Here is a 12,366-nt window from a genome sequence, read left to right on the forward strand (position 1 = left end):
ATCATGGCGAATCCCCTCGTGGGCACCGCGTACACCCCCCAGAGAAAGCTGACGCTCTCCGTAGCGGTCACCGTGCTGCTGGTGCTGATGTTCAGCCTGGCCCAGCCCTTCGGCGCCACCAGCGCGCACGCCATCGACGACGGCCGGGACATCAACTGGCACATTCGCGACGGCGCGGCCGGGTACAACAAGATGATCAAGCAGGTTCGCGCGCGGGCGGCGGGCCGGGTGGTCTACGACCAAATGGACATGACCACGGGCGACGTGAACGACTACTTCTCGGTCAACGTCTGGGAGACGTCGCTGGACGGCAACGTCCCGTCCATCCGTCTCATCGTGCGAGCCGAGAACCTGTACATCCAGGGCGTGTACGTTCCCGATCTCAGGTACTACTACCACTTCGGCGACGCGACCGCGAAGAGCTACCTGCCGAACAGCAACGCGTCGAATCTGCAGCTGCCGTTCAACGGCGACTACCTGAGCATGACGCGGTACGCCGACCAGACCATGACCACCCCCAGGTTCCGGCCCTTCGACATGAGCAGAAACGCCGGCATCCTGAGGGCTCACGAATCCCGCGGCTCCGAGCGGGCCGGTGCCCTGCTCTCCTTCGTGGAGGCGATCTCGGAGGGTGCCCGCTTCAGCTACATCTCCAACCGCATCGCCTCCAACTGGGACGCCGGCGCGACGTTCGACTCCACCTCCGTGGACATGGTCAGGAACTGGGCGTCCCTGACCAGCTGGACCCGCAACAGGCTGGAACACGGATCGGCCACTCCGGAGTACGGGTGGATCGGCAACCAGCACATCCAGACGCTGTCGAACGTGGCCGCGATCGCCGCGCTGCTGCTGTTCTGGAAGGGCTGACGGAGCAGTTCCCCCGACATGCACAGGGAGAGGCGGTCATCGGCCGGTAACGATCGATGACCGCCTCTCTCGTGGTCAGGGCCCTTGCGGGCCGTGGCCAGGGAGGTCATTCCAATGCCGATGAAGTGGAAGTTCCGGTAGTGGCCGTCCGCGTTGTTGTCTCACGGGCACCGCCCAGGGTGAAACGATCACGGATCGACCCCGCCGAACCTGCCCTGTGTTGTTTTTGTGACGCGCAGTTCACCTCCCGTCCCCCTGCTCCAGCGAGTTTCGCTGAAGTACCACGTGGAGAGGCGCTGCCGATGGGACGTCTGGAAAATCCGGTGGATCCCGAGGCCGGACCGGTCGCGCGATTTGCCCACGAACTGCGCGCTCTGCGCAGGGAGGCAGGCAGCCCTACCTACCGCGAGATGGCCGGCCAGGTGCCCCATTCGGTGGCAACACTCGCCCGCGCGGCCGCAGGCGTCCAGTTGCCGACCCTCCAGGCCCTCCTGGGATACGTCGAGGCGTGCGGCGGGAATGCCGCCGAGTGGGAGCAGCGCTGGCGTCACGCCTCCGAGGAGATCACCGTCCAGGAGGGCATCGACCCGCCCTACCGCGGCCTGTTCCGGTTCGAGACCACTGACCGGGGCTGGTTCTTCGGCCGGGACCGGCTCGTCGCCGAGCTGCTGGACCTGGTGGAACGCAAGAGGTTCAGCGCCCTGCTCGGCTCGTCCGGCAGCGGGAAGTCCTCGCTGCTGCGCGCCGGGTTGATCCCACCGCTGCGCGAGGCGCAGGCACCGCGCCTGCGCCCGGCGGCGATCCGGGTACTCACCCCCGGCGAGCACCCCATGCGCACCCACGCCGGTCTGCTGAAGCCGGACCGGGCAGGCGGAGCCGCAGACACCCTGGTGATCGTCGACCAGTTCGAGGAGGCATTCACCCTCTGCGCGGATCGGGGCGAGCGGGCCGACTTCTTCGAGCTGCTGCTCGCCGCGCGCGAGCCGGACAGCGGGACGCGGGTGGTCCTCGCGCTCCGGGCGGACTTCTACGGCCACTGCGCCGAGCACCGCCAACTGGCCGCGGCGCTGCGCGAGGCCCATCTCCTGGTCGGGCCCATGAACGCGCAGGAGGTCCGAGAGGCGATCACGAGGCCGGCGGCCGTAGCCGGGCTCACTGTGGAACGGTCGCTGACCGCCGCGCTGGTCAGCGAGGTGGCCGAGCAGCCGGGCAGCCTGCCCATGCTCTCCCAGGCGATGCTGGAGACCTGGCGCCGACGGCAGGGCAAGATGCTGACCCTGGCCGCCTACCAGGCGTCCGGCGGTCTGCACGGAGCGATCGCCACCACCGCGGAGGACGTCTACTCCCGGTTCACCCCCGGCCAGGCCCGGATCGCCCGCAGCATCCTGCTGCGGCTCATCGCCCCCGGTGACGGGGCGCCGGACACGCGCCGCCGCATCGAGCCCGCGGAGCTGGAAACCGGCCGGGCCGCCGACACGGCCCTGGTGCTCGACGGTTTGACCCAGGCCCGGCTGCTCGTCCTGGACGACGGGGCGGTCGAACTCGCCCACGAGGCGCTGATCGACGGCTGGCAGCGGCTGCGGTCCTGGATCGACGAGGCCCGCGAGCGCCTGCGACGGCACCGCCAGCTCACCCAGGCCGCCCAGGAGTGGGAGGAACTCGGCAAGGACCCCGGAGCCCTGTACCGGGGGGAGCGGCTGGCCACCGCCGAGGAGATCTTCCGCGCCGACATCCACAGCGGTGAACTCACCACGCTGGAACGCACATTCCTGGCCGCCGGCATGGCCCATCGCGACCAGGAGAGACAGGCGTCGGCGCGCATCTCCAGGAGGCTGCGGATCCTCGGCGCGGCCCTCACCGCACTGCTGGTCCTGTCCGCGGGCGCCGGCCTGATCGCCTGGCAGCAGAACAACACCGCCACGCGCGAACGAACGTCGACGCTGGCCCGGCGGGTTGCCTCGGCCGCGGCCAACCAGCGCGTCACCAATCCCCAGCAGGCCATGCTGCTCGGCATCGCCGCCTGGCGGACCGCCGACATCGCCGAGTCCCGCTCCGCGCTGCTCGGCGCCTGGGCGCAACGAGAGCAGGATGCCTTCACCGATCCCGGAACCGATCCCGATACCAGCCGACTGCTCAGCGCGGACGGCCGCACGCTGATCAGCGTGACCAGCAGCACCGTGCAGAGCTGGGACGTCGCCACCCGGCACCGAATCTCACGGTTCGGCTATCCGGGTGCCTATCCGGGCACCACAGCCATTCCCATCCTCAGCCCCGACGCCCGAACCCTCGCCCTCGGCACCTACCAGGGCACACGCCTGTGGGACCTGGCCACCGGGCGGCCGACCGGGGCCGCGCTGGAAAAGGACGCCATGGTCGAGAGCTTCGGACCCAGCGGACGGACCCTCGTCGTCCAGCAGCTGGGCAGCACTCCCCCCTCGGCCGAGCTGCGCGACGCGACCAGCGGGCGGACGCTGCTCCGGCGACCCACAACCGGTGCTCCGGTCGCCGTCGCCTCCCCGGACGACCGCATGGTGGCGGTCTGCTCAGAGGGGCAGCCGCCCCACCTGTGGGACGTCAAGCGGCAGCAGCGGCTCACCGGCCCCTGGGACAGCGAGCAGGCCGAGTGCACCGACAGCACTCTCGCGTTCAGCCCGGACGGCCGCGAACTGGCGGCCGCCTCGAGCAGCGGGGTGCGGATCTGGTCCATCGCCGACCGGACGGAGCTCCAGACTCTGCTGCAGGACGGGCTCAACGAAATCGCCTACAGCCCGGACGGACAGTTCATGGCCGCCGGGGCCGGCGACCAGATCGTGATCTGGCGGCTCAGCGAGCCGCACGCCCCGGCGGCCCGCTACCCGCTGGCCAACGAAATGGCCGACCAGCTCAGGTGGGATCCGCGCAGCCACCTGCTGCGCTTCCTGGACAACGCGACCGTCCGCTCGCTGGACGTCGGTGCGACGGTGGACGCCGACTGGCACACCACTCGCCTGGACGCCGGCCTCCTCAGCCCGAACGGCTCCCTGCTCGGCACCGCCCAGCGCACGGCCGACGGGTTCCGTTTCGTCCTCACCGACCTGCGCCACGGACGCGTTCTCAACGACACCACCTTGCCGTTGCCACCACCCTCGTCAGGTCAGGCGGACGAATCCGACCACACCCCGAACCTGGCGTTCAGCCCGGACAGCGGTGCCTTCGCCTTCGGCATCGGCAGCGACCTGCACACCGCGGCCCAGCCGTACGTCGTCTATGACGTGCCGGCTCGGCGTGCCACCCGACTGGACCTTCCCGGTCAGCCGTCGCTCGGGATCGCGCTCGGCCCGGGCGGCAGCATCCTGCTCGTCGGCCGGGAACCCGACGGCGGTGACCCGACAGCGGTGTACACCACGGAGCGGTGGGACACCCGCCGACGCGTACGCATCGGCACCCTCTCCGGGATCTCCGGCATCGCATTGGCGCTCCGGCCCGACGGACGGTTTCTCGCCACCTCCTTCGAACAGCTGGCCCCCGTGCCCGCCGGGCCGGTCACCACCCGGATCCTCAACCAGGGCAGCGCCATCACCGCGCTCGCCTTCAGCGGCGACGGACGCTACCTGGCCGTGGGAGACACGGAAGGACGCATCACCATGTGGAACGGCACGGCCCAGCACCGGCTCGGAACGTATGCGGGCACCTTCACCGGCAGCCAGCACGGTGTACCAGAACCCGTGCTGGCGCTGGCCTTCTCCCACGACGGACACCTGTTGGCCGCCGCCGGGCAAGCGGGAACCCTGCAACTGTGGGACACCACCACCCTGGAGCAGGTGGGCCAGGACCTGCCGACCCCCGGCGAGGCGATCAACTCCATCGCCTTCAGCCCACGCAACGACACCCTGCTCGCCACCAGCGCCCACGTGCCCCTGCAGAGCTACCCGATCGCCCCACGCCAACTCGTCGCCGCAGTCTGCCGCCGTACCGGTGACGCCGGCCTCTCCCGGGCCGACTGGCAGACGTACCTCCCCGAGGAGCCCTACCAGCCCCTCTGCACCCGCCCGTAGCCCCCTGCCCCGCCAGCCGCCCGGCAAGGCGCCCACGTCGGCGACCACGCCCACGCCACCCTCCGCCCGTTGGAGACGTGAGTGCCGAACTCCGGCCGGACCCAGCCCTGCGGGCCCTCCACCACGACGCCCGGCCACCGCTTTGCGCGGAGTCAACCGCTTCCTCGCCGGGGCTTTGCCGACGGAACGCGCGACGAGGCGTCCAGACGCCGGAAGCAGTGAGGCCGTTTGGGAGGCCAACAACTCCGGGTTCTCCCTGTCCGTGACATCTGGGGCGCCCGTCTCGGTGGCCGGATGCCTTTGGACGGCACATCACGAGGTAGCACAGGGCAACCACCTCCACCCACTTTGATCAGGCAGAACGCCGGTCGCACGGGGCTGAGCAGGTGCTTGGTGGTCAGGGGGCGGCGTTCATGAGGTCGAGGGCGGATTGTTGGCGGGCGGCGTCGGTGGTGTCGAGGGGGCCGGACCAGTGGAGGCCGTAGGTGTCGAGGGGGGTGCGGTCGGTGGAGTAGGCGGAGTCGGCTTGGGCGCGGAGGTAGGGGGTGTAGGGGTGGTCGGGGAGGAGGGCGTTGAGGGAGGCGAGGCCTCGGATGTGGGCGCCTTTGAAGGAGGGGCCGTCGGCGCCGCAGCCGGTGGATTCGCAGGGTTCGCGGAGGATGCCGGCGGAGTTCAACGACGTGGATGTGGTGGAGGCGTCGGCGATCTGGCGGCCGGTGGTCAGGAGGGCCGGGTCGCCGGTGGCGCGGTGGAGCTCGGCGAGGCCGGCGAGGAGGACGCCCTGGTTGTAGGTCCAGGCGGTGTCGCCGTTGTTGGCGCAGGTGGAGAGGTTGATGCCGTCGTTCACGAGGTGGGAGCTGTTGATCATGCCGGTGGCCTTGAACCAGGACCATTCCGCGTTCGCCCGGCCCAGATAGACCGTGTCGCCGGGGATGCGGTTGTGGAGGGCGGCGTCGAGTTCGAGATAGAGGGAGTTGGCGATGGCGTTCTTGTAGGTCTTGGCGGTGCTCCACCAGACGCCGCCGCCGCAGACGGAGTCCCAGTACCGGGCCATGTAGTCGGCGTCGGCGCGGGCGGTGTCGAGGTAGCGGCTGTCGCCGGTGAGGTCGTAGGCGTCGACCCAGGCGAGGCCCCACCAGCCGGTGTCGTCGATGTAGGCGTTGGTGAAGTTGCCGCCCTGGGCGGAGAGGTTGCGGTCGTAGGTGTTGGCGATGGCGTACGTGTAGCTGGGCATGCCGGTGACGCGGATGTTGTCGATGACGGCGGTGAGGGCGTTGGCGGAGTTCCACCAGCCGGTGGTGTCGAAGAGGCCGGTGCTGTTGTTGTAGGACTGCATGAGGGCGGTCGCCGCGGCGGTCGGGCGGCTGTACGCGTTCCAGGTCGTACGAGCCCATGGGGTGCAGGCGATCTCGCTCCGGTCGCCGGCTTTGCCGCAGGCGCGCAGGGCGCCGACGCCGAGGTTGTTCCAGTCGTCGACGTTGTACATGAGGGTGCGCCAGCCGCCCTGGCCCGAGGGGACGGTGGTGTCGCCGAGCTTGCTGCCGGAGGCCCAGGTGCGGCCGCCGTCGAAGGAGCGGTCGAGCCAGACCTCGTCGCCGGGGCTGCCGTTGCTGATCGAGGCCCAGCCCATCGCGTCGGTGTCGTCGAAGTGCAGCACGATGGTGCGGGAGTAGATGGTGGCGGTCACCGGTTGCCGGTCCTGGGGGGAGAGGGCCGGGTCCCGGGCGTCGCAGTATTTGTTGCAGATGGCTGCCTGGGCTGCTGCTTCGGCGGTCCCGGACACCGGTACCGACAGAATCAGGGTCGCGATCACACCGGCCCGGATCATGCCTGCTCTACCTGCCGTGAGGTGCATGTCAGCTCCGTAGGGGTGGTGGGTCAGCCCAGGCGCCACTGCTGGTTGGCGCCGCCGTTGCAGGTCCACAGCTCCAGGGGGGTGCCGTTGACGTTCCCCGCGGGCTGGTCGCCGCCGGTGACGTCGAGGCAGAGTCCGGACTGGGTGCCGGTGATGGTGCCGTCGGGGTTGGGGCGCCAGCGCTGGTTGGCGCCGCCGTTGCAGGTGTAGAGCTGGACCACGGTGCCGCTGGTGGTCTGGTTGTTGTAGGCGTCCAGGCATTGCGTGCCGCCGTAGAGCCGCAGTTCACCGGCGGTGGTGATGGTGACGGCCTGGTTGGCGCCGCCGCCGCAGTCCCAGATCTCGATCTTGGTGCCGGGGGTGGTCTGGTTGTTGTACGCGTCGAGGCAGCGGTTGGAGGAGGCGCCGACCAGCGGGTGGGTGGTCCCGACGCTGGTGCCGCTGCCGGCGGAGACCCGGTACATCACCGAGCCGTGTCCGGGGACGGTGGCCGAGATGGCGCCGGTGGTGCTGCTGACGACGTGCGACCAGAGGTTGTTGAGCTGGTAGGAGGATGCCGAGGGAAGGCCCACCGCGCCGGCCGAGGTGGTGATGGTGGCGGCGCCGGCGTTCTCGTTGAAGAGGACCACCGACACGTCGCCGTTCGCCAGTGGCTTGGCGAGTACGTCCAGGCCGCCCGAGGAGGAGACCTGGGTGCCCTGCTTGCCCAGGGAGTCCTGGTCCACGGCGATGACGTCCCGGTTGCCGTACAGCGAGAGGGTGGCCGCGGAGGCCTTGCGCAGGTCGGTTCCGGTGATGAGCGGGGCGGCCATCTCGGACCAGAGGCTGAACTCGGAACGGTCCTCGGTGAAGGACATGCCGTTGCCGACCTCGAGCATGTCGGGGTCGTTCCAGGCGCCGGGTCCGGCGTACTGCGCGAGCTGGACGTTGGAGTGGTAGATCGACAGCATCGACGAGAAGCCGGCGCTGATGTCGCCGGTGGTGCGCCACATGTTGCCGGTGGCGGCGCCCCAGGTCCACACGCCGGCGAGGCCCCAGTTGCACAGGCTGTAGAGGATGGGGCGGCCGGTGTTCTTCAGGGCGTCGCGCATGGCGTTGTAGCGCTGCTGGTCGGGCACGTTCTGGTGGTTGCAGTTGTCGTACTTCAGCAGGTCGACGCCCCAGGCCGCGAAGCTGTTGGCGTCCTGCTGCTCGTGGTTGAGGCTGCCGGGGTAGCCGGCGCAGGTGGCGGTGCCGGCGCTCTCGTAGATGCCGAGCTTGAGGCCCTTGCCGTGTACGTAGGCCGCGGTCCCGCTGATGCCGTTGGGGAACTTGGCGGGGTCGGGCACCAGGGCGCCGGCGGAGTTCCGGGCCGAGGTCATCCAGCAGTCGTCGATGTTGACGTACTGGTATCCGGCGGCCTTGAGGCCGGAGGAGACGAGGTAGTCGGCGGTCTGCTCGACCAGCTGCTCGCTCACGTTGCAGCCGAAGGCGTTCCAGTCGTTCCAGCCCATCGGGGGCGTCCTGGCGAGGCCGTTGTCGAGGGCCTGCGCGCGGGGGGCGGCACCGAGCACGAGCAGGGCCGGGGCGAGTACCAGGAGCAGCACCATCGCGACGGCGCCGCTCAGCGGTTTGAGGGCTCTCAGGGAGTGTGCCTGCACTGTCATGTCGGTGTCTCCGTTTCGCCGTGTGGGGCCGGACGAACTCACCTGCTCGACAACGATGTCCAACTGCCGAGGTGGGGCATCTCTGGAAACGTAACCATCGCGAAGGTGCCACCAGTCGGTTCGGACGTCAATGGTCCGGACCATAACTGCCGCTGGCGCGAGTGATGTTCACCTACGCACGGCCGAATGGCTGAATTACTCGCGTCGTCCGGACCGTTGACGGCCACCCGGCTCAATGGCAACGTTTCCATCGCCCTCACAACCCAGGAGGCGGTTCCCATGCGCTTGTATCCCTCACGTCGCGTGCTCGTCGGTTCCGGCCTGGCCGCGGTGACCGCGATGACGACGATGACCGCCGGACCCGCGGCCGCGACCGAGCGCTCGGACAGGGCCCGGGCGCTGTCGCGCGCCATCACCGCCTACACCGCACTGCAGAAGCACCTCGGTGCGCAGGACGGCTCCGGGCTGGTCCGCGAGCAGTATCCGGCGGCGGCCGACGACCATCCGTACTCGTACGAATGGCCGTACTCCCAGGTGCACATCGCCGCGCTCGACCTCGCGGCCGTGGATGCTACGTACGAGTCGGAGCTCGCGGAGCGGGCGAAGGCGCAGGAGCACTACTGGAACGCCAAGGGAGGCACGACCGGGCTTCCCGGCTACGACTCCTACCCCGACGCGCCGTACGGCTCGGGCGGCGACATGTTCTACGACGACAACGAATGGGTCGGCCTGGCCAAGGTCCAGCGGCACCTGCAGACCGGTGACGCCGCCGCCCTGGCCCGGGCGGAAGAGATCTTCGCCCTGGTCGCATCGGGCTGGGACACCGACACGAGCCACGCCGCGCCCGGCGGGGTCTTCTGGACCCAGGCCGGCTGGAGCCAGGACCGCAACACCGTCTCGAACATGCCGGGAGCCCAACTGGCCCTTCGCCTGCACCAGATCACCGGCGAAGCCGGCTACCTGGACCGGGCGAGACGCTTCTACGACTGGACGAACACCCACCTGCAGAGTCCCAGCGGCCTGTACTGGGACCACCTCGACCTGCACGGCACCGTCGAGAAGACCTTCTGGTCGTACAACCAGGGCGTGCCGGTCGGCGTCAACGTCCTCCTCTACGAGGTGACCCGCGACCGCGCCTATCTGCGCCGGGCGGAGCGGATCGCCGAGGCCGCGTACGCCTACTACGTCGAGCAGGGGCGGCTGTTCACGCAGCCCGTGTTCTTCAACTCGATCTTCTTCAAGAACCTACTGCTCCTGGAGGCGGCCACCGGACACCGCAAGTACCAGCAGGCGATGGCCGATTACGCCGACCAGGTGTGGTCCACCATGCGCGATCCCGCGACCGGCCTGGTGCACTTCAACACGGCCGGCACCACGGAGGCGATCCAGCAGGCCGCCCTCGCGCAGCTGTACGCCGTGCTGGCGTGGCCTCCCGCCAAGTGGCCGACGCTCTACTGACGCCCGACCGCCACTGACCCTCGACCGCCTACTGACGCCCGACCTCGCCCGTGCCCCGGGCGATCAGATGCACCGGGAGGACGGTCCGGCGGGAGGGGGCGTCGTCGCCGTTGATGCGGTCGAGCAGCAGGTGCGCGGCGTGGCGGCCGAGCTCCTCGGTGTCGGAGGTCACCACCGTCACCGGGGTGGGCAGCATGTCGGCCAGCTTGAAGTCGTCGAACCCCACCACCGCGATGCGTGCTTCGAGCTGCCGGCAGGTGCGTAGGACGCCCTCGGTGAGGAAGCCGGTGGTCGAGAAGATCGCCGTGGGGGGATCTGCGGAGGTGAGGAGGGCGCGGGTGGCGGCGGAGGCCTCCTCCGTGGTGCCGCGGCGCAGGGTGACGACGAGGTCGTCGTCGGGGGTGATGCCGCTCTGGCGCAGGGCCTTGCGGTATCCGCGCAGCCTCCGGCCGGTGGTGTAGTACGAGGGGGCGACGAGGATAGCGATCCGGCGGTGACCCTGGTCGACGAGGTGCTGGGTGGCCTTGCGGCCGCCGTCCTCGTTGTCGACGAGGACGACGTCGGCCTCGGCGCCGGTGGCGGGGCGGTCGACGAAGACGATGGGCACGTGGTCGTGACCGTTGATCTCGTTGAGGAAGGCGTGGTCGCCCTGGTCGGGAACGATGATGAGCCCGGCGACCCGTCGTCCGATGAGCTCGCCCACCGCGCGGCGTTCGACCTCCGGGTCCTCGTCGGCCGTGCTGAGGAGGACGGCGTAGCCGGCGTGGTTGGCCACCTCGACGGCGGCCTTCGCCAGGGACGCGTAGAAGGGGTTGGTCAGGTCACCGAGCAGCAGCCCGATGGTCATGGAGTTCTGCCCGGGACGCAGCGAGCGCGCGATCTCGTTGCGCTGGTAGCCGATGGCGTTGATCGCCGCGGTCACGCGTTCGGCCGTCTCCTCGCGGACCGTTCCGATGCCGTTGACGACGCGCGACACGGTGACCACGGCGACTCCGGCCCGCTGTGCGACATCGCGCATCGTCGGCCTGGTGTTCTGGCGGTGCGGGGGGCGACTGCTCACGTCGGGGGACGACCAACTTTCATCACGCTTCGGGGGCCGGGACCGTCCTCAGGATACGTTTCCAGTCCCGGCCCCGGCTCCCTCCCTGAGGGGCTCCGACCGGCTAGCTGTTGCTCTTGATCACTTCGTTGATCTTGTCGGTCATGGTCTGCAGATCCGAGAGCGGCTTCTTGCCCTGGAGGATGTCCGGCCAGTACGCCGTGATCAGGTCGTTCGTCTGGTTGGCCCACTGGGTGGTGAAGCGCACGCCGATGGTGGACGACGTGTTCAGTTCGGTCTTCACGGTGGAGGAGACCGTCGTCAGCCCGGCCTTGTCCAGCGCGCCGAAGTAGGCGCCTTGCGCGGAGGTGTACGCGGGCGCCGCGACGGGGGAGTCGGGGAGCACCTTGCTCCACACCGTGGAGTCCAGGTACGTGAGGACCTTGAAGGTGGCGTCCGCGTTCTGGGTGTACGAGGGGGTGCAGATGCCCACGGCGTCGTACAGCGTCGCCGGCTTGTCCACCTGCGGAATGGGCGCGAAGCCGTACTTGATCTTCGGCTTGTCCGTGAGGAAGCCGGCGGCCAGCCACTGCCCGCTCCACAGCATGGGGATCTGACCGGCGGCGAACAGCGACTGCTGGTTGCTGATGTCGTACCCGGGAGGTGCGACGGCGCCGCTCTTGATCCCTGCCACCAGCTTGCTGACGCCCTCGGTGTACGTCGCGTCGACCGTTGCCCTGGTGGGCTGGTGGACGGAGTCGGTGAAGGGCGCGCCGCCCGCCGACAGGGAGTAGGTGCTGAGGGTGAAGGGCCCGTCGAGGGCGGTCATGGCGTCGGCGACGAGGCCGTACTTGGCACCCTTCTTGTGCAGCTTGTCGGCGGCCTGGAACATCTGGTCCCAGGTCCACCCGGAGGCGGGCACGGGTATCCCGGCGGCCTTGAAGGCGTCGATGTCGTACCAGATGCCGTACGTGTTCATCAGCGACGGGACGCCGCCGATCCTGCCGTCCGCGGTCTTCCAGTTCTTCATGGTGGAGGAGACGAAGCTGCCGGCGCTGAAGTCACCGCCGCCGGAGAGCCGGGAGGACCAGTCGGTGAGCAGCCCTTGGGCGGTGTACTGCTGCTCGGTGTCGTTGCCGCACCAGAACAGGTCGGGGAGTTTCTTGGCCTGGGTGAGGGCCGCGAGCTTGTCGCCGTAGTTGCCGTTGGGGGTGTCGATGCGCTTGACGGTGATGTTCGGGTCGTGGAATCCGGCGAGGGCTTTGTCGATGGCCTTGTTGGTGCCGTTGGACTCCCAGGTCATCACCGTGACCGTCGCTTTGCCGTCCGCCGCCTTTCCCGAGGAGCCGCCGCAGGCGGCGGTGGCCAGCAGCCCGCCTGCCGCCAGCAGTGCTCCGGCGACATGGATCGTCGATCGTTTCATCGAGGCCTCCTGATACATGGCTGATGCGTGGTTGGCCGGCGAGC

The 12,366-nt window shown here is 69.4% G+C and carries 7 protein-coding genes; 3 read left to right on the forward strand and 4 right to left on the reverse strand.

The genetic code is table 11. The features are described from left to right. The first annotated feature begins 3 nt into the window (after positions 1-3). Both ACFXJ5_RS12120 and ACFXJ5_RS12125 read left to right on the forward strand, forming a co-directional pair. On the forward strand, positions 4-867 hold the full coding sequence (locus ACFXJ5_RS12120; RefSeq protein ID WP_384630240.1) for a ribosome-inactivating family protein: 864 nt from the start codon (positions 4-6) through the stop codon (positions 865-867). 302 nt (positions 868-1,169) lie between these two features. After that, entirely contained in the window at positions 1,170-4,901 is a 3,732-nt protein-coding gene (locus ACFXJ5_RS12125; RefSeq protein ID WP_384630241.1) for an nSTAND1 domain-containing NTPase, read from the forward strand. Between the two features lie 397 nt (positions 4,902-5,298). Here the strand turns inward: ACFXJ5_RS12125 and ACFXJ5_RS12130 are convergent, their stop codons facing one another. Beyond that, positions 5,299-6,729, reverse strand: coding sequence for a glycoside hydrolase family 76 protein (locus ACFXJ5_RS12130; RefSeq protein WP_384630242.1), 1,431 nt, complete (start codon positions 6,727-6,729; stop codon positions 5,299-5,301). 50 nt (positions 6,730-6,779) lie between these two features. Beyond that, positions 6,780-8,402 carry a glycoside hydrolase family 27 protein gene (locus tag ACFXJ5_RS12135; RefSeq protein WP_384630243.1) on the reverse strand — a complete coding sequence of 541 codons (1,623 nt, stop codon included), beginning with the start codon at positions 8,400-8,402 and terminating at the stop codon, positions 6,780-6,782. Between the two features lie 279 nt (positions 8,403-8,681). On the opposite strand from ACFXJ5_RS12135, the gene ACFXJ5_RS12140 reads away from it, so the two are divergent. Continuing rightward, positions 8,682-9,860, forward strand: a complete 1,179-nt coding sequence (locus ACFXJ5_RS12140; RefSeq protein WP_384630244.1) for a glycoside hydrolase family 76 protein — start codon at positions 8,682-8,684, stop codon at positions 9,858-9,860. 28 nt (positions 9,861-9,888) lie between these two features. Here the strand turns inward: ACFXJ5_RS12140 and ACFXJ5_RS12145 are convergent, their stop codons facing one another. Next, a complete protein-coding gene (locus ACFXJ5_RS12145) occupies positions 9,889-10,878 on the reverse strand; it encodes a LacI family DNA-binding transcriptional regulator (protein WP_384630245.1) in 990 nt (329 codons plus the stop codon). A 145-nt stretch (positions 10,879-11,023) separates the two neighbouring features. Continuing rightward, entirely contained in the window at positions 11,024-12,322 is a 1,299-nt protein-coding gene (locus tag ACFXJ5_RS12150) for an ABC transporter substrate-binding protein (RefSeq protein ID WP_384630246.1), read from the reverse strand. Positions 12,323-12,366: the final 44 nt, after the last annotated feature.

It is taken from the genome of Streptomyces sp. NPDC059373 (assembly GCF_042751495.1).
Taxonomy (GTDB): domain Bacteria; phylum Actinomycetota; class Actinomycetes; order Streptomycetales; family Streptomycetaceae; genus Actinacidiphila.

Coding starts and splice junctions, on each gene's coding strand:
- ACFXJ5_RS12120 (WP_384630240.1), top strand. CDS start 4: ATGGCGAATCCCCTCGTGGGCACCGCGTACACCCCCCAGAGAAAGCTG.
- ACFXJ5_RS12125 (WP_384630241.1), top strand. CDS start 1,170: ATGGGACGTCTGGAAAATCCGGTGGATCCCGAGGCCGGACCGGTCGCG.
- ACFXJ5_RS12130 (WP_384630242.1), bottom strand. CDS start 6,729: ATGATCCGGGCCGGTGTGATCGCGACCCTGATTCTGTCGGTACCGGTG.
- ACFXJ5_RS12135 (WP_384630243.1), bottom strand. CDS start 8,402: ATGACAGTGCAGGCACACTCCCTGAGAGCCCTCAAACCGCTGAGCGGC.
- ACFXJ5_RS12140 (WP_384630244.1), top strand. CDS start 8,682: ATGCGCTTGTATCCCTCACGTCGCGTGCTCGTCGGTTCCGGCCTGGCC.
- ACFXJ5_RS12145 (WP_384630245.1), bottom strand. CDS start 10,878: ATGCGCGATGTCGCACAGCGGGCCGGAGTCGCCGTGGTCACCGTGTCG.
- ACFXJ5_RS12150 (WP_384630246.1), bottom strand. CDS start 12,322: ATGAAACGATCGACGATCCATGTCGCCGGAGCACTGCTGGCGGCAGGC.